The organism is Runella sp. (assembly GCF_965279615.1).
Lineage (GTDB): Bacteria > Bacteroidota > Bacteroidia > Cytophagales > Spirosomataceae > Runella.
In genome coordinates, this window is the sequence record NZ_OZ257252.1 from 381,276 (window position 1) to 399,206 (window position 17,931).

Consider the following 17,931-nt stretch of genomic DNA (forward strand, 5'->3'; position numbering starts at 1 on the left):
TGTATATTTTGGTGATTTCAGATGTAATGCAGCAGGTTAAGCTTCACTAGATCAATAATCATTATTAAAATTTAACGTTCAAATTAAAGCCCATACTGCGCGTAGTAGGCAGACCGGTAGATTCCATCCCTACCAAGTTGTCTGACGAATAACCAAATGACTCAGGATCAATGTTGTCTACCCATTTTTTAAGCATCAGTACGTTGTTGGCAACAAAGCTTAATTTGACTGATTTTACGGGGAATCGGGCAGGCAGAAACTTGGTGAAATCGTAGCCGGCTGTGATCTGACGGAGTTTCCAGTAGCCTCCATCGTATATAACCGGCTCGATCAAGGCTTGTGAACGAACTACTTCCCAATACGGTTGGATGTTGGCCTTTACCGTATTAGGCTCGCCTTTTTCATTTACCCCGGCCCCTATGATGCCATCTCTTCCTTCCAACGTCATTTTGTGAAGACCTTCCCGAATGAGGTTAAAGTTGGTTCCAGAGAGCATCTTGCCTCCCAATTTGTAGTCAATCAAGAAGGAAAGATTGATACCCTTGTAGCTGAAAGCGTTGTTGAAACCTCCTATCCATTTAGGGAGTGCACTTCCAAAAGAGATCAGATCAGCTGTGCGGAGGGCAATACCGTTGGTGCCGAATATCTTTTGTCCGTTGGCATCTCTGCGAAATCCAAACCCGTAGATCTGACCCATTTCCTGACCAACTACCTGACGTAATTCTCCATTGAAAACGTGCGTTCCTACGGTAATTCTCTCCGCTTGACCATCTTTGTTATAATCGCGGTCGCCAATACCGTTATCATCGGTGGTTAAGCTCAATACTTTGGTTTTGTTATAAGAAGTATTGATGGTAAAATCCCATTGGAAATCTCTTGATTTAACAGGAACCAAATTCAGCAATAGTTCCATGCCTTGGTTTTGGCTTTTCCCGCTGTTAATCAAGGTGGTGACAAATCCGGAAGCGTCGGAAATTTGGGCAGATACGATTTGGTCAGTCGTGATTTTTCTATAAACTGCCGCATCGATTGAAACCCGATTGTTGAATAACTTTAACTCCAAACCAAGCTCGGTTTCGGCCGTGCGCATGGGTCGTAAGTTAGCGTTAGGTACCGTAGTTCCCTGTGAGCCTCCCACAGGTTGCCCTCCAAAAAGGTTGGAGTTGATTCCGTAAAATAAGTTGTTTGAATAAGGCGACACGTCGGTATCGCTTCCCACCTGAGCATACGCGGCTCTCAACTTACCAAAGCTTAACCAAGTTGGAACGGAATTAAAGGCTTGTGAGAATACAAAACTACCTGATACAGATGGGTATAGAATACTTCTGTTTTCAGGGGAAAGCGTTGAAAACCAGTCGTTACGGGCAGTGGCGTTGACAAAAAGAACGTTTTTGTAAGAAAATTCTGCCGAACCATAGACGGAGTTAACCGCTCTTTCAGAAAGTCCATATTGCGGGTCTTTCACCCGTCCGTTCATCACTGTATATAAACCTCTCACTACGAAATCCTGAACCTGTACGCTGTTTAGGTCGGAGCGGCGGTACATTTGATTGCCCCCCACATTGAAATCAATTCCGAAGTCACCGAACTTCCTTGATCCTGAAATCAAGATGTCGGCGTTGGTTTCTCTAAATCGTCTTGATTCCTGCGTATATGTTCCGTTAACAAAGCCGACAGGAGCCGCTGCCAAAGAAGCTTGTCCCGTTGGGAAGTTGTTGTAATCCTGATCGCGTGACCAGTAATCCTGGCCTACCCGACCTTGCACAAACAACCAAGGCAAGAGATTGTATTTTAACGAAATATTGCCAAAAATGCGATCCCGACGAATGTTTTGAAATTGCTCCGAAAGCGTAAAATAAGGGTTGGTACGGTTCATGAACCGTGAATAAATAAACTCATTACCGGCAGCATTGAATTTCTTAGCCTCCAACAAATCAAGCGGCATAGAATTGGCCATGTTGGAAATTGCCGTTGGAATAGAGTTGTCTTGGTTGGCAATGTTAGGCGGGTTTTTGTTGAATTCGTTTGAGTAATTCATATTACCCGAAACACTCAGTTTTTTAGACAAATCATACGCAAAACCCAAGTTAATGGTTTTACGATTGAAGCTGTTGTTGGGCACAATACCTTTACTGTCCATGTTGGCAAATGACAGATTGAAGCCGCCTTTGTCGCTGTTTGATGCTACACTAACGGTATTTGTGAAATTGGAGGCATTTCTGTAAAACTTGCGAATACGGTTATAGACAGGCTCGTATGGAACAGTAACTCCATCAAACAATACCTGCGTCATACCGGGTTGGAATTTTTCACCGAACGACCATTGGCCGGAAGTTGGGTTAGGAGTGGTAGGACGAACGCCGTTTTCTCCCTGACCGTATTCATACTGATAATCCGTGAAATCCAGCGGAGTTTCGTTGGTGTAGTTACTGTTAAAGCTGACACCGATGCCTTTTGTGTTACCTCTGGTTTTGGTAGTGATCATCAAAACGCCGTCTTTGGCACGCGAGCCATACAAGGCAGCAGCAGTCGCACCTTTCAAAACAGTCATGCTTTCGATGTCGTCGGGGTTGATGCTGGAAAGACCGTCGCCACCGTCGGATGTATTTCCGCCCCCTCTTACACCGATAGAGTTATCAGAACCCGCGTTGTTGGGGTTGGTACCAAAGTTGGTATTGTCAATCGGCACACCATTGATTACGATAAGTGGGTTGTTTTGTCCCGAAATGGAAGATTGCCCGCGAATACGGATCTTAGAAGTTCCCGCAGGACCGGTACCTAACCCTGAGATGTTTACCCCCGCAATTTTTCCCTGCAAGGTATTCATAAAGTTAGGAGAACGGTTTTCGGTAAGAGCATCGGCATTGATAGTGGTAGTGGCATAGCCCAATTTTTTGGATTCCTTCTTAATACCTAATGCAGTTACCACAACTTCCTGTAATGCTTCGGCGCTTTCTGTCAGAGAAACATCCACTTTGCTTTGGTTGCCCAAGGCAACTTCTTTCGTGCCGTAACCAATAAAACTGAAAACCAATGTAGCGCCTGACGGGGCTGAAATGGTATAGTTTCCGTTTCCGTCGGTAGAAGTACCGGTGTTGGTTCCTTTTACAAGAACTGATACACCCGCCAGTGCAGATTTGTCGGCGGTGTTGGTAACGGTTCCACTAACGCGTGTTTGTGCCCATAGGGCAGTTTGTAGGGCCAAGAGTGCGATCAATAATAAGGTTGCTCTGGGCAGGAGTAATCGTTTTCTCATCTTTCTAAAGTAAGATTGTATGTGCAGTTGATTTGAGGGTGTTGAACTGATTGCAAAAAAAACATAGAATTGTGCAAAAAACTTCTACGATTAGACGATGTAGAATTTTGCAATATTTCAATGTTTAATTTAAAAAATTTAATAATAGCTATATTTGGCTAATGAGTCTCCAAAACCCACCTTCTTTTTCGTTGATCGACTTTCCGCATATCAGAGAATTGATACGGCTAAAAAACCCTACCGTTCGGTTGGGTGAATGGCCGGTGCAGGTAAGGGGAGGGATGCAGATCGTATGTATTCTTGAAGGAAAATTTGAGTGGTTGATCGACAATCAACGGCATGTTTTATACCCAAATGATGTAGTGGTTTTATGTCCATGGCATGGATACGGCAGCCCGACCAACACCCTTGAGATCGGCAGTCTGGCATGGATTACGTTAGAGCCTGCATCCTTTGAAATTACGAAAGATCTTTATTTGGGGAATTGGTCGGCCATTGTAGAGTCAGATCAGCGATTGATGGGACGATTGTTTATGACACAATCGCCAATGGTGTTGAACAACTTCAGGCAGCTTTACGAATTGATACAACGAATTGAGGCCGAATTGAAACAGGCTGAATTTGCTTATCAGACCCGCGTCAATCAACTTTTGGATGAGTTATTGGTCACCATCGTACGGCAACTCAGTCAACAACAAAACCAACGCCGCGATTTCCCTCAGGCGTTCGCCCAACTGGAACAACTGCTTCGTGATAGTCTTGACCACCCGTGGACGGTGGAAGAAATGGCTGCCGTTGTGGGTTTGGGAAGCACTGCCTTTACGGAGAAAGTAAAAGCTTACTCGGGTTTTTCACCACTTAACTATCTCATTAACATACGTATAGCTGAAGCAATGAAGCAGCTCCGGCAAACGACCAAAAGCCTTACGGATATTGCATTGGATACCGGCTTTTACTCTTCGCAACATTTTTCCACGACGTTTAAAAAATTGACAGGCTATACTCCGGGGCAGTTTCGAAAGCGGGGGAAACAGTAAACGTTTTGTAAAAGAAGTGCTCTCATCTTTTTCACTCAGTCACTTTAAAAAGATTTAAACCAATGATCGGCACGCTCAAATCTCTAAATTTTTCATTCACAATTTTCAGCCTCTAACGAATGGATTGCATTGTCACCATAGACATCGGTACTACAAAAGTAAAAGTATCGGCTTTTGACCAGGCCGCCAATCTTATCGGTTGGCGACAGGGAACGTATCCTACGTTTCACCCGCAGCCTAATTATAGCGAGCAAGATCCGGAACAGATTTTTCTGACGGTTTTGTATGCCTTAAAAAGCCTGTTGAACGATGAATTGACCAAAAAACACAAGCCTGTTGCGTTGGTTTTCGGGGCGTCCATGCACAGCGTTTTGCCCATTGATAAGCAGGGTGTACCCATTCGGAATGCTGTTATTTGGGCAGATAACCGTGGGCGTGACGAAGCCAACGCCTTGCGAAATTCCGACGAATGTCGACTGATCTATGAGCAGACGGGTACGCCGGTGCATCCGATGTCTCCTTTGATCAAGATTCGTTGGTTTCGTACCCATTCGCCCGCTACTTGGTTTGAAAAGGTCTATAAATTTATTTCGATCAAAGAATATATTATTTATCAATTGACGGGACAATTGGCGGTAGATCAGAGTATTGCGTCTTCTACCGGCCTTTTCAATATTCATTCGCATCAATGGGAAGCATCGGCGCTGAATTACGCGGGTATCAAACCGAGCCAGTTGTCGGAATTGGTGCCGATTGATTTTGCGGAATTGAAACTTAAAAAAGAATACGTTCGCCTTTTTAGATTGACTAGTGCCGCAAAGATAATCATCGGTGCAAGCGACGGATGTTTTGCTACATTGGGTGCCGGCGTTATTACTGAAGGAGATGCAACCATTACCATTGGGTCAAGCGGGGCGATGCGCGTGGCGGGAAAACAGGTGATCAAAGACCCGAAACAGCGCTTTTTTAACTATCTGTTGAATGAAGGAACCTATATCTCAGGCGGGCCGACCAACAATGGCGGTGTTGTTTTTGAATGGTTTGTTCAGCAATTCGGAGCTTCGGGCATCCATTTGAATTTGGAACATACGGTTAAACAATTGCTGATTGAAGCCGAGCGCGTGCCGGCAGGGGCGGGTGGATTGCTGTTTTTGCCATATTTGTTAGGTGAACGCGCACCTTTGTGGAATGCCAATGCACGCGGTGCCTATATCGGTGTCAATATTACCCACGAACGGCGGAATTTTATTCGGGCAACCGTTGAAGGAATCATTTATGAAATGCACAGTATTGGTAAGCTTCTTCAACAATACCGTTCTATTCAAAATCTGTACATCAACGGCGCTTATGCAACGCTACCGCTTTTTGCGCAAATTTTGTCGGATGTGTTTGGTAAGAAAGTGTATGTCAATGATAAGCATGACAGTGCAAGTGCAGGGGCTGCGTTACTGGCGCTGACGCATCTGGGTGTTTTCAGTGATTTGGAAGCGGCGGCTAAAACCATTCGTTCGGTAGAAACCTATCAGCCAAGTGCAGAAAACCACGAACGGTATGCGCGTTTTACCGAAATCTTTGACCGATTGAGCCAAAAACTGGCGGAAGATTTTGATGCTTTGGTGGCGTTACAGTGATGCTGAAATAGAAAATTAAATAAAAATAAAGCAATTGAAAGTCAATTTGTTATAGAATTGTGTTATACTATTTTTAGGTAAAAATGCAATAAAATAAATTTTGGCACGGTTTATGTGGTTGAGGTATGAAATTACTCTAACCACTTACAATAATGAATAGAATTGTGAAATTGGCCGTTGCTTTATTATTGGTTAGCACCTTCTCATGGGCGCAAAACACGACAAACACCGCTAAAAAATGGCGTTTGAACGAACAGGGAAAACTACAGCTCTCTCTAAATGAAGGAGCAACTTGGGAAATGTCGGAGGATAACGTTGAAGCACGTTTAAGCGCTTTTCAATTTCTGAATGCTGACAACGGATGGGCTGTCGGACAAAATGCGACGATTTTGCACTGGGACGGCGAAAAATGGAGTGAAGTGTTGATTTTCAGTTCTGCCAATCTTTTGTCTGTCTTTCTTCAGGATGATAAAAACGGTTGGGCAGCAGGCAGTGGCGGTACCATACTGCATTGGGATGGAACGAGTTGGAATGCCGAAAATTCCCCCACGACTGAAACGTTGGTCAATATTAAAAGCCTATCTACGGGCGCTTTACAAATCACCACTTTGAATGGCACCACATTCGAACGAGTGAATGCTCAATGGCACACCCAAAATGCGCCCGTGGCTCCTACGCTTTCTGCATCTTTGGGAAATCCCGAATAGAAATTACTTAAAATATGTCTTAATTTCCTTGATAAGGGCTTTATACTCAGCAAGTTCTTCCGCTTTTCTATAGTAAGCGGCCGCTTTTCTTAGGTCGCCTGCGCGGTGGGCAATGCGGGCAAGTCCCGCGTAGGAAAATGCATGGTATTCTTTGGTATACTCAGTATCGTAAGGTTGTCGAAGCGCGGCTTGGTAGGATTTGGTCGCTTCTACGTCATTTTTGAGATGCTTTTCTTCGTACAAGCCCTCAAAGGTTTGGACGGCGATAGGGAAAAATTTATCTGTTCTTCTTTTAAACCGCTCCAGAAAAGGCTCTGCTTCTTCATACTTTCCCAGAAGCAGCAGGGCCTCAATGTTTTTCATTAAAAAAACGGGATTGTTTGGGTATTTTTGAGTTAAAGATGCCAAATAACCCGAAGCCTTTTCGTAGCGTAGCTCATGTTTTAGAAAAATACGAGCCAAATAAAAAGCAGACTCCGTACGCGTAAAAATTCCTTTTTTTGCTGCCACTTCCATTTGACGAAGGCCTTCTTCACGATTTCCGTCTTTAAAGAAAAGGAGCAGGGGCTTTACGATCGGATGGTCTTCGGGATAGCGGATGACGTAATAATTATACAAACCCGACGAGAAATAGAATTCAGGATTGGTCTCCATGTATTTGAAGCCATCCATGACGTAATTATAGGCCTTTTTTCCTTCAGAAGCGGCTTTGATTTTATCATCGTTATAATTATGAATTAAGGCAACATAGCCATGCCCCGCCATTGAAAAAAAAGCTGCTTCGGGGCGTGTTTTTTTATCTTTTTCCAAAACTTTCGCCTTATTTATACAATCTTCCAGCAAATTCATGTACTGCCCGCTGACTGCTTTATTGTCTTTTACGGGTAAGTATTGCCAATGCAATTGAATGGCTTTCAATAAAGAATTGACGGGGTGATTGGGGTATTTTGCCTTGATTTGTTTTGCCAAAGGCTCTGCTTCTCCAAATTCGTAATTATAGATATGATCAATGACTTCCAAAACTAAGTTTTGAGTAGGAGGATCATATAAAAGTTGAGCGTTGGCAAAAGGGGCACTAACTAAAAAAATAAATAAAATGATTCGATTCATGTGGCTGTTAGCGGACAAATAAAATAGATAGAAACTGCTAATTTTTGGCATTCGGCTTGAAACCTTTAGCTTTGTCCTTAACGTTAAATCACCAATAAAGAGTTTAGTGATTTTTGTTTTTTACGGGAAAGATTCACAGATTTTTATGTCAACATTTTTTTTATAATTGACTGTGGACCCTAGACGATTGACTGTGAACTTATTACACTATGATACAATACGAGCATTTTACCCTTGACAACGGACTCAAAATTTACGTACACGAAGACCATGCAACGCCAATGGCGGCGGTCAATATCCTATACAATGTCGGGTCGCGCGATGAGGAAGAAAACCGTACGGGATTTGCCCACCTTTTTGAACATTTAATGTTTGGCGGTTCTAAAAATATACCGGCCTATGATGAACCGCTTCAGAAAGTAGGCGGCGAAAACAACGCGTTTACTTCTCCTGATATTACAAATTACTACATTACACTGCCTTCGGTCAATCTGGAAACTGCTTTTTGGCTCGAATCTGATCGCATGATGAGCCTTTCTTTTGACCCGAAAGTATTGGAGGTACAACAGAAAGTAGTGGTGGAGGAATTCAAACAGCGGTATCTTAACCAACCCTACGGCGATGTTTGGCTCAAATTAAGGCCGTTGGCGTATCAAGTCCACCCGTACCGCTGGGCTACGATCGGAAAGGAGATAAGCCATATTGAAAACGCTACGTTGGACGATGTTCGCCACTTTTTTTACAAATATTACTTGCCCAATAATGCCATATTGGTAGTGGCGGGTGATGTAACCGTTCCTCAGATCAAAGCATTGGCGGAGAAATGGTTTGGGCCGATTGCTCCCGGTGAAAAATACGTGCGGAATTTGCCGAAAGAACCGTTGCAAACGGCGGCGCGATTTGCCGAAGTAGAGGCTAAAGTACCGCTCAATGCGATCTACAAAGTATACCACACCTCAGGGCGTTTTGCCGACGATTTTTATACCGTTGATTTAATGACCGACGTCTTGGGCCGGGGTAAATCCGCCCGTTTGTACCAAAAATTATTAAAAGAAAGACCCCTGTTTGCCAATATCAACGCTTATACCACATCTTCAATCGACCCGGGACTGTTCGTGATACAGGGAAATCTGAATTCGGGTGTTCCTTTGGAAGAAGCAGATGCAGCCATTGAAGAAGTATTACAGGAATTGACTGAAATTCAGATGCCTGATCGGGAGTTGGCTAAAGTGAAAAATCAGGCAGAATCCACATTGGCGTTTTCGGAGATCGAACTGCTCAATCGCGCTATGAATTTGGCCTACGCAGCCAATTCAGGCAACGCCGATCTGGTCAATCAGGAAGCGGAGAAAATTCAGGCGGTCAGTGTGCAGGGAATTCAGGAGAAAGCAAAAGAGTTGCTGACAAAAGAGAATACGTCAACCTTATATTATAAAGCGATAAATGCTTAAAGTGCTGACAGTCAATTAAGGTTGTAACAAAATAAGAAAGATGAAATTCAGAGTTGGTTCAGGGTACGACGTTCATAAACTGGAAGAAGGAAGAGATTTTTGGTTGGGAGGCATTAAAATTCCGCACACGCACGGCGCTAAAGGGCATTCAGACGCCGATGTAGTGTGCCACGTTATTTGTGATGCGCTGCTGGGAGCCGCCAACATGCGTAATATCGGGTTTCATTTTTCGGACAAAGACCCGCAATGGAAAGGAGTAGACAGTAAATTGTTGTTGTCGAAAGTGATGGAAATGATTCGGGAAGCAGGGTATGAAGTAGGAAATGTAGACGCCACAGTGGTATTACAGGAACCTAAACTGAACCCGTACATTCCTGCCATGAAAGAATGTCTGTCTGACGTGATGAACATTCCCGTGGAAGACATTTCCATCAAGGCTACTACCTCCGAGTGGATGGGTTTTGTAGGTCGGAAAGAAGGCATTGCCGCGCACTGTGTTGCGCTGATTTATAAACCGGGAGAATCATAGCAAAAGCCAATAATCGAAATGGACAGTATCATTCAAAAATTAGCTTTAGAGTTTAAACAAAGTCTTAACGAGCGCTATGGCAGTCGTTTTGCGAAGCTTATTTTATTTGGATCATATGCACGTGGAGATTTCCATGAAGAGTCGGATGTAGACTTTTTGGTGGTATTGAATGATGAAAAAGTACAGAGTGGTAAGGAAGTGTTTTTTTTGAGTGATGTTGTCAGTAAATTGACCTTAAAGTATGATAAGTTAGTGGCTATTTTGCCGGTCAGCTTGAATCGGGTAGTGGAGTCTCCGCTTCCTTTTTATCAGACTATTCGATTTGAGGGCAAGGAAATATGATTACAATTCAACAGGAAATCGAAAAGTACATTCAGAAAGCGCATGATTGCCTTTCTGATTCACTGTATTTGTTAGAGGGAAAAAGGTTTGAAGCCGCCTGCAATCGCAGTTATTACGCTATTTTTGATATGATTCAGGCAGGATTGGCCTTTCAAAATGCTGCCGCTAAAACCCATACAGGAGCACATACAAAATTTAGAGAGCTGTTTATTAAAAGCAGTATTTTTCCTGATTCATTCAATAATATCATCAATGATTCTTTCAGTCTTCGTCAAAATGGAGACTATGACAATGATTATAATGTTTCGTTGGAAGAAGCAACTCGTAGTTTTGAAGAAGCTGCTTTATTTGTCAATACTATCTCTGATTATTTAAGAAAACATTTTGAAAATTAAGTGCCATAAATGATGAAGAAACACCTTACCTTTCTCTGTAGCCTGATTACGTTGGCAGCTTGCGGCCAAACCACTAATAATGGCTCTATTGAGCAACCGCTCGGTTTTGAAGAATATGATCCCATTTCTACGCTTAAAGTAACGGAACACAAGGTCACACGCTCTAAATTTCCATTCATTGATGTGCACAATCATCAGTATGGCATGAATTCGCAGGATCTGTCCAAATTGGTAGCTGATATGGACGCGTTGAACATGGGAATCATGGTCAACCTGAGCGGGCGAGGATTTTCGCAGCAGTGGGAGGAAGGTACGTCCACCATCAACGGCGCCATTGCCAATGCCCGTAAAAATTATCCGAAACGCTTTCTGGTGTTTACCAATCCCGAACTCAAAAACATCGGTTCGCCGGGTTGGGGAGCGAGGGCCGCCAAACAGATTGAAGACGATGTAAAAGCGGGAGCTGTAGGAATGAAAGTATACAAGAACCTCGGTTTCAGCGGTGTCAAAGATACCGACGGAAAACGGGTAGCCGTAAGCGACCCGCGTCTTGATCCTATTTGGGCCAAATGCGGAGAATTAGGCATTCCGGTCATTATTCACACCGCCGACCCTAAATCTTTTTGGGACCCGATGGACCGCTACAATGAGCGTTGGTTGGAATTAAAAACCCACGCCGGACGCAAACGAAGCAACAATGACCCCGTTCCGTTTGATTCATTGATGCGTGAACAACACGCCGTTTTTGCACGCCATCCCAAGACTGTTTTTATCAATGCACACATGGGGTGGTATCCGAATGATTTGAAAAAACTTGACAGCCTAATGAAGAAGTTCCCCAATATGAACGTCGAAATTGGTGCGGTCATTGCCGAACTGGGCCGTCAGCCGCGCGCTGCTAAGGCATTTTTTACCAAATGGCAGGATCGAATTCTGTTTGGAAAAGACAGTTGGGTGCCTTCCGAATACGCGACCTATTTCAGAGTGCTGGAAACCGAAGATGAATATTTCCCTTACCACAAAAAGTACCACGCATTTTGGCGAATGTACGGAATGGGGTTGTCCGATGAGGTTTTGAAAAAAGTCTATTATAAAAATGCGTTGCGGATCATTCCCGGCATTGACAAAACGCAGTTTCCTGATTAGTGAAGCATGAAATTAAAATGAGAGATTTATAGAAATAGAGGAGGAGGATCGAGTGTAACTCAATAGGGGAATGTCATTATAAAGTTTGAAGTTATTTGTAAAAGAAGCATTTTTGCATTAATATCTTACTCGGTATGAAATTATCCAAGAATCATATTCGTCAACTTCAGGATTATTTTAAGACACAACCTGTCATAAAAGCCTATCTGTTTGGTTCATATGTTCGTGGAGAAGCTACTGAAAGCAGTGATGTGGATTTACTGGTTGAATTGGATTACACTCAACGAATCGGCCTCCATTTTGTTCAAATGGTTTTTGATTTAGAGGAATTACTTCAAAAAAAGGTGGATTTAATACCGACCGACAGCGTTTCAAAATACGTTAGTCCCTACATTGAGGCGGAAAAGAAGATGATTTATGAAAGATAGGCCGGGAGATAAAGCACGCCTTCAGCATATCTATGATGCCATATTAGAAATAGAGTCTTATACGGAAAATAGCGACATTGACGAGTTTTTAAATAATTCAATGATGCGCTTTGCCTGTATCAAGCAAATTGAGATTATTGGAGAAGCCGGTAATCATATTTCGGAAGAATTTCGAGGAAAATTTAAAGAAATTGAGTGGCGAAAAATTGTAGGGCTTAGGAATATTTTAGTACACGAATATTTTGGGGTATAAGCCGAATTATATGGGATATAATACAAAACGATATCCCTGACTTGAAAGTAAAAACTGAAAACATATTGAACCAACTATAAGTATAAGCAATGCAACAAAAGAAAATTGTTCGCGTAGGCGATATTGAGTGCGGAGCCGATGAATTGTTCCTTATTTCGGGACCGTGCGTAATTGAAGACGAAAAGATCATGATGACCGTAGCCGAGCGTCTCAAAGAGATTTCGGAGCGTTTGGGCATCAAAATAATCTACAAGTCTTCTTTCATGAAAGACAACCGCAGCAGCCTTGAGTATTACAGTGGCCCGGGGCTTGATGCCGGTATTAAAATTTTGGCGAAAGTAAAAGAGCAATTCGGGTTTACACTGCTTACCGATATTCATTATCCCGATCAGGCTGCTCCTGTGGCCGAGGTCGTTGATGTATTGCAGATTCCTGCCTATCTGTGTATGCAAACCATGTTGGTGGTAGCCGCCGCCAAAACGGGCCGCGTGGTGAATTTGAAACACGGGCAATTCTTAGCGCCTGAAAACATGAAGCACCCGGTTAAGAAAATAGAAGACAGTGGAAATGACCAAATTATCCTGACCGAGCGTGGCTATACGTTTGGCTATAATGACCTCATTGTTGATCCACGCAGTTTTTATCACATGAACAAAACGGGTTATCCGGTCGTATTTGACGTAACGCACGCTATTCGTAAATACGGTATTCCTTCGAAAGACAGCAAAGGTGGTGCGCGTGAGTACTTGCCGGTGTTGGCGCGTGCCGGCGTAGCAGCCGGCGTAGATGGCCTCTTTGTAGAAGCCCATACGTGCCCGTCAGAAGCACTTTGCGATGCAGCCAGTCAGTTGGATATCAATTACTTGGAAGAGTTCTTGAAGCCATTGATCGAAATTCACAACGTAGAAGTGAAATACCGTGCCACTGCGCAGGAATTAGCGTAAATACAAGTATTTTATTTAAAACAAAGAAAGCAGACGCCTAAGCGTCTGCTTTCTTTGTTTTAATACTGTTCTTTCTATTTCAGACTTGCGATTGGAATGGGTTGATTGCGGTCCCATAACGCCGTTACGTTGACGATCTTCCATTTTCCGTCCTGCTTTTCCATGATGCGTGTTTCGGTGCTGTGGGTGTAATTCTTCATTTGTTTGTCACTGTTGTACTGATTCCAAATGAGATACGCCACGTTGTCGCCAAAGAATTTCACGATCATGTCTTTGCGGACTACTTTCGGGTTGTTGCTGCCGCCGGCTCCCGGCTTGTTGTCTTCAATATATCGTCCAATTTTGTCGTCTACCGCCAGCCACCCGATTTTTGGGTCAAAGTAGCCATCTTTACTCCAAACTTGGAACGCATAGTTTGCCTGCACGAAGTTTTCTTTCCAGCAGTTGTAATCACCCTTGAAAAAGCAGGTAGTCTCATTTTCAATGGTTTGCATGATAGCTTTGGTTTCTCTTTCTTCGTCAACGGAAGTCATTGACGAATTCGTTTTGCTATCGGCTTCTTTGCAGGCAGTAAAAGCACCAATAACGAATAACAGGGCAAAAAGTGTTGTTTTCATAAATACATACATTTTAGATGAAAAATAGATATGCACTTACCCTTGTATCCCTCCAAACGGCCTTTGATCAGGCGCTTGTTGGCACTATGAATGTTATCTTTTTATCTTTAATTTCCAAATAAAATACAATTTATTTTTGAATTAATACCTTTTTTGGAAAATGTAAAAAATGTATACTAATAAGATAAAGGATGACTCATTCGCTGTTGAAATTTCTTTGGAGATTCTCCTACGTATTTCCTGAAGATTCGAATAAAATAAGAGTAATCCGCATACCCAAGCTCATCCGCTACGGCCGTGACGGTCACATCGTTATAAATGAGCATCCGTTGCGCTTCTATCATGATCCTTTTCAAGATCAAATCTCCCGTAGTTTGGTGCACAGCTTCCTGACATATTCGGTTTAAATGACGCGTGGTCATGTTCATGAGATCAGCGTATTCTTTCGGAAGTTTTTTGGTTTTGAAGTAACTGTCAATCCATTTTTCCAACTGCTTGAGCCGAGCATAATGGCTGTGTTGATTGTCAACATTCAGGCTTTTTTCTTTATAAAGGCGTGCAAGCTGAATATACACTAAGTCTGCCAATGAAACCAAACGATCATATTTGAAGGGTAAATTAGAGCGATGCTCGTCATAGATTTCCTTAAATGAAGATTCGATCGAAGGTGTTTCCTGCGGTTGCAGATAAATGACAGGATAATTAGTTTGTAGGTAGAAGAACGGAAAATGCTCCAATTTTTTGGAAAGATAAACGTCATTATAAAACGCCTGCGTATGAAAAAATACGTATCCCTGTACATCTTCTGAAAGCTCCCAGTTATGTACCTGTCCGGGCGTAAGCAAAAAAACACTTCCTGCTTTTACAGTATAGGTATTGAAATCAATGGAATGTTTACCCGTTCCGGCAGTAAATAAGACAGCAATATAGGTGCTGTGCTTATGCGGAGAATTTATGAATTGGTGGGTTTCGAGGTGTACTTTTAACTCATTGGCGTAAAAGGAATGGGAGGTACTTGCCTCCGTAAATTCGGTAATGCCGTAAATCGGTAATTGTTTCATGCGAAAAACGATGAATGTCCGTATAATCCTGTTTTTGGATACAAATATGCATCATTTGAGATAGTAAATGGTTTTATTTTTGCATAATAAAAAAGATAAAGATCATGGCTCTCATTCATTTAATGCAAAATAAATGCCCCAAATGTCACCAGGGACAGGTGTTCAATACCGGAAATCTGTTTAGTTTCAAACCCGCAAAAATGCAGGACGAATGCCCGCATTGTCATCAGAATTTCAGCAAAGAGCCCGGTTTTTACTGGGGTGCGATGTACGTAAGCTACGGATTGGCTACGCTGGAAATGGCATTGGCTTGTATCTTTTCGATTTCAATCGGCATCAGTGCCCTTGATTTTACTAATCTTGGAATCTGTATTGCATTTGTTTTAGTGCTCTTTCCTTTTAATTTTCGAATGGCACGTTTGATCTGGCTCTATCTTTTTACGAACCTGATCGAGTCGTAACGGAAGAGCCGAGGATTGTGAGAAATGTGAGGTACTTTCTGTGTCGTCGGTTTCTCAAAACCGACGGCTTGGCTGCTTTCAATTCAACACGACCCGATAGCTCAAATGATTGTTTGCACGAGGTTGTGAGCAACCTCAGTGCAGGTTTTGAGAAACCTGCTGCACAAACACCACCACACCGCCGATTGGGTTGCTCACAACCCAAGGCTGCTACAACAGAGAAAGTGCTGACAGCGCAGGTTTTGAGAAACCTGCTGCACGTTCAGACTTCTTTTCTGCCTTATATGAATTACTCCGAAGCATACTTCTCCCATTTGGCCAAAACAGCCTGAAAATCAGCGGGTAATTCTGATTCAAACTGCATCCGCTTTTTGGTGCGGGGATGTTCGAATCCAATGGACTTGGCATGAAGCGCCTGACGGGGCATAAGCTGAAAACAATTCTCGACAAATGCTCGGTAGCTGCCGCTCGTAGTACCGCGCAGGATTTTGTCCCCTCCATACACAGGATCGCTGAACAGCGGATGTCCGATATGTTGAAAATGGGCTCTGATCTGGTGCGTGCGCCCCGTTTCCAAATTACACTGAACCAACGACACATACTTGAACGATTTCAGCACTTTATAATGCGTTACGGCGTGCTTTCCCTGACTGCCGTCTTCATACACATCCATCACTTTGCGATCGCGCGCACTGCGGCCAATATGACCCACAATCGTTCCTTCCGTTTCTTTTGGTTCACCCCAAACCAACGCATTATAAGTACGTTCGGTAGTATGTTCAAAAAACTGACGGGCAATGTGCGCCATTGAATATTCTGTTTTGGCAATGACCAACAGTCCCGAAGTATCTTTGTCAATGCGGTGAATAAGGCCGGGCCGGGCCTCTCCGTTTCGACCCGTGGGTAGATGCTGAAAATGATAAACCAATGCATTGACGACCGTGCCCGTCCAGTTACCATACGCCGGATGAACGACCATACCGGCGGGTTTATTCAGGACCAATACTTCATCGTCTTCGTAAATAATATCCAACGGAATATCTTCGGCCACTATATCGGTTTCGCGCGGCGGGTGCGGCATCGATATAGTGATGACGTCTAGGGGTTTAATTTTATAACTTGATTTTACAGCTTTATCATTAACTTTGACCGACTCGGTTTCTATGGCGTTTTGGAGCTTGGTACGGGTAACATTCGACAAATGATGCTTAAGGTAATGGTCGATCCGCATGAGGGTTTGCCCTCGATCCGCAACGATTCGATGATGCTCGTACAATTCGTCCTCCTCATCGGCGGGGAGCGCTTGATTTTCCGACATTGAAATATTTTTTTAAATTTCGCAATAATATCCCAAGCATTGCGTTTCTTGGGCTGATAACTACTCTTAATATTTGATTAACTTATGGACTACAATCAAGGACAAAAGAAAGATCGTAAAAGCCTACTTCTTGCTGCATTGGCAATTCTAGCCCTTCTAAACGTGGTGCTTATCTATTTCTTTTACAAAGAACGGGAAAAGAACAAAGAACAGGAAACCGTTATTACCGCTAAGACCGAAGAAGTCGTAGCCGCCAAGATGAAACTGGATTCGATTTCTGCACAATTGGACGCAAAAATAGCTGAAATTCAGCAGTTAGGCGGTCAGGTTGATTCATTGGTTTCATTAAAACAACAACTTGAAAAAGATAAAGCGGCCTTAAGAAATGCCTCAAGCGCAGCATCTGTTGACATATCTAAATACAAGCAAAAGATTGCGAACTACGAGGCTATTCTGGTTCAAAAAGACTCGGATATTGCCAAGCTGAAAGAAGAGTTGGGCATTGTAACGGCTCAGAATCAGGAGCTAAACACCAAAGTTTCAGGACTTGAAGGTGAAAAAGTGACCTTGCAAAAAACATTTGAAGATTCAGTAGGTTCATTGAGTAACAAAAACCGTGAGCTAGCCGAAAAAGTAACGATTGCGTCGGCCCTGAAAGCCGAAAAAATTGCGGTGAACGCGGTTTCAGCCAAAGGTAAAGAACGGGATGGAGGAGCTTACAGAGCAAAACGCATTGACAAGCTCAAAGTAGATTTTGATCTTGCTGCCAATCCAATTTCTCCTAACGGCGATCGCGAAGTATACCTCCGCATTTTGGACCCTGAAGGTGCTGTAATGGCCGATATGGCTACCGGTTCGGGTACATTCGTATACGCCGGGCGTGAAACCGTTTATACGGCCAAGCAAAACCTTAATTACAACAACGAAGGCTCGCAGGGCTCGATCATTTACTCACGCGGCGGTATTCCGCTCAAAAAAGGTGAGCATACCATCGAGTTGTATTGCCAAGGCTTCCGCATTGGTACCACAACCTTCAAAGTACGTTAGACTTTCAGGTAAATAATATACGATAAGAGTTAAAGGTTAACGAGTTAAGTTCTCTATTCTTAACTTATTAACCTTTAACTCTTAACTTTTTTAGGACTAACCCCTTAATAATCACTTTTAAAGGTTATTTTTGTCGGTAAGTAAACTTTTTTACGCGAAATCTTGTAGAACTTTCAACTATTTACTAGTTTTCGCACC

19 protein-coding genes are annotated in these 17,931 nt (G+C 43.1%); 14 read left to right on the top strand and 5 right to left on the bottom strand.

The annotated features are described in order from the left end of the window. Positions 1 to 64 precede the first annotated feature (64 nt). The gene (locus ACQY73_RS01630) at positions 65 to 3,256 is read right to left on the bottom strand and encodes a SusC/RagA family TonB-linked outer membrane protein (protein ID WP_428660543.1); all 3,192 of its coding nucleotides are present in this window, start codon (positions 3,254 to 3,256) and stop codon (positions 65 to 67) included. 161 nt (positions 3,257 to 3,417) lie between these two features. Here ACQY73_RS01630 and ACQY73_RS01635 point away from each other — a divergent pair, with 161 nt between their 5' ends. From ACQY73_RS01635 to ACQY73_RS01645, 3 genes are all read left to right on the top strand, one after another. After that, the gene (locus ACQY73_RS01635; RefSeq protein WP_428660546.1) at positions 3,418 to 4,293 is read left to right on the top strand and encodes a helix-turn-helix domain-containing protein; all 876 of its coding nucleotides are present in this window, start codon (positions 3,418 to 3,420) and stop codon (positions 4,291 to 4,293) included. Positions 4,294 to 4,412: 119 nt separating this feature from the next. After that, entirely contained in the window at positions 4,413 to 5,924 is a 1,512-nt protein-coding gene (locus tag ACQY73_RS01640; RefSeq protein ID WP_428660549.1) for a gluconokinase, read from the top strand. A 152-nt stretch (positions 5,925 to 6,076) separates the two neighbouring features. Next, entirely contained in the window at positions 6,077 to 6,631 is a 555-nt protein-coding gene (locus tag ACQY73_RS01645; RefSeq protein WP_428660551.1) for a WD40/YVTN/BNR-like repeat-containing protein, read from the top strand. Between the two features lie 3 nt (positions 6,632 to 6,634). On the opposite strand, the gene ACQY73_RS01650 is transcribed toward ACQY73_RS01645, so the two are convergent. Further along, a complete protein-coding gene (locus ACQY73_RS01650; protein WP_428660553.1) occupies positions 6,635 to 7,741 on the bottom strand; it encodes a tetratricopeptide repeat protein in 1,107 nt (368 codons plus the stop codon). Positions 7,742 to 7,950: 209 nt separating this feature from the next. Here ACQY73_RS01650 and ACQY73_RS01655 point away from each other — a divergent pair, with 209 nt between their 5' ends. The 8 genes from ACQY73_RS01655 (at position 7,951) to kdsA (ending at position 13,229) form a co-directional block, all read left to right on the top strand. Further along, complete coding sequence (locus ACQY73_RS01655) at positions 7,951 to 9,192, top strand: M16 family metallopeptidase (RefSeq protein WP_428660557.1); 1,242 nt, start codon at positions 7,951 to 7,953, stop codon at positions 9,190 to 9,192. 40 nt (positions 9,193 to 9,232) lie between these two features. After that, positions 9,233 to 9,721, top strand: coding sequence for a 2-C-methyl-D-erythritol 2,4-cyclodiphosphate synthase (ispF, locus tag ACQY73_RS01660; protein ID WP_428660560.1), 489 nt, complete (start codon positions 9,233 to 9,235; stop codon positions 9,719 to 9,721). 18 nt (positions 9,722 to 9,739) lie between these two features. Next, positions 9,740 to 10,063 carry a nucleotidyltransferase domain-containing protein gene (locus ACQY73_RS01665; protein WP_428660562.1) on the top strand — a complete coding sequence of 108 codons (324 nt, stop codon included), beginning with the start codon at positions 9,740 to 9,742 and terminating at the stop codon, positions 10,061 to 10,063. Beyond that, complete coding sequence (locus ACQY73_RS01670) at positions 10,060 to 10,458, top strand: HEPN domain-containing protein (protein WP_428660565.1); 399 nt, start codon at positions 10,060 to 10,062, stop codon at positions 10,456 to 10,458. Before ACQY73_RS01665 ends, ACQY73_RS01670 begins: the two co-directional genes overlap by 4 nt. 12 nt (positions 10,459 to 10,470) lie before the next feature. After that, positions 10,471 to 11,604: an amidohydrolase family protein gene (locus ACQY73_RS01675; protein ID WP_428668601.1), complete on the top strand. Its 1,134-nt coding sequence runs from the start codon at positions 10,471 to 10,473 to the stop codon at positions 11,602 to 11,604. Positions 11,605 to 11,738: 134 nt separating this feature from the next. Beyond that, positions 11,739 to 12,032 (top strand): nucleotidyltransferase family protein, encoded by a 294-nt coding sequence (locus tag ACQY73_RS01680; protein WP_428660568.1) that lies wholly within the window; start codon positions 11,739 to 11,741, stop codon positions 12,030 to 12,032. Then, the gene (locus ACQY73_RS01685) at positions 12,022 to 12,285 is read left to right on the top strand and encodes a HepT-like ribonuclease domain-containing protein (protein ID WP_428660570.1); all 264 of its coding nucleotides are present in this window, start codon (positions 12,022 to 12,024) and stop codon (positions 12,283 to 12,285) included. Before ACQY73_RS01680 ends, ACQY73_RS01685 begins: the two co-directional genes overlap by 11 nt. 89 nt (positions 12,286 to 12,374) lie before the next feature. Further along, positions 12,375 to 13,229, top strand: a complete 855-nt coding sequence (gene kdsA, locus ACQY73_RS01690; RefSeq protein ID WP_428660573.1) for a 3-deoxy-8-phosphooctulonate synthase — start codon at positions 12,375 to 12,377, stop codon at positions 13,227 to 13,229. Between the two features lie 74 nt (positions 13,230 to 13,303). Here the strand turns inward: kdsA and ACQY73_RS01695 are convergent, their stop codons facing one another. Together ACQY73_RS01695 and ACQY73_RS01700 are read right to left on the bottom strand one after the other, a co-directional pair. Then, complete coding sequence (locus ACQY73_RS01695) at positions 13,304 to 13,846, bottom strand: hypothetical protein (RefSeq protein ID WP_428660576.1); 543 nt, start codon at positions 13,844 to 13,846, stop codon at positions 13,304 to 13,306. A 176-nt stretch (positions 13,847 to 14,022) separates the two neighbouring features. Continuing rightward, the gene (locus tag ACQY73_RS01700) at positions 14,023 to 14,907 is read right to left on the bottom strand and encodes an AraC family transcriptional regulator (RefSeq protein ID WP_428660578.1); all 885 of its coding nucleotides are present in this window, start codon (positions 14,905 to 14,907) and stop codon (positions 14,023 to 14,025) included. A gap of 104 nt (positions 14,908 to 15,011) precedes the next feature. On the opposite strand from ACQY73_RS01700, the gene ACQY73_RS01705 reads away from it, so the two are divergent. Together ACQY73_RS01705 and ACQY73_RS01710 are read left to right on the top strand one after the other, a co-directional pair. Continuing rightward, entirely contained in the window at positions 15,012 to 15,368 is a 357-nt protein-coding gene (locus ACQY73_RS01705; RefSeq protein ID WP_428660580.1) for a DUF983 domain-containing protein, read from the top strand. Positions 15,369 to 15,436: 68 nt separating this feature from the next. Further along, positions 15,437 to 15,700 (top strand): hypothetical protein, encoded by a 264-nt coding sequence (locus ACQY73_RS01710; protein WP_428660582.1) that lies wholly within the window; start codon positions 15,437 to 15,439, stop codon positions 15,698 to 15,700. On the opposite strand, the gene ACQY73_RS01715 is transcribed toward ACQY73_RS01710, so the two are convergent. After that, a complete protein-coding gene (locus ACQY73_RS01715) occupies positions 15,658 to 16,686 on the bottom strand; it encodes an RluA family pseudouridine synthase (RefSeq protein WP_428660584.1) in 1,029 nt (342 codons plus the stop codon). The genes ACQY73_RS01710 and ACQY73_RS01715 overlap by 43 nt on opposite strands. 84 nt (positions 16,687 to 16,770) lie before the next feature. On the opposite strand from ACQY73_RS01715, the gene ACQY73_RS01720 reads away from it, so the two are divergent. Then, positions 16,771 to 17,733, top strand: a complete 963-nt coding sequence (locus tag ACQY73_RS01720; protein ID WP_428660587.1) for a hypothetical protein — start codon at positions 16,771 to 16,773, stop codon at positions 17,731 to 17,733. Positions 17,734 to 17,931 lie beyond the last annotated feature (198 nt).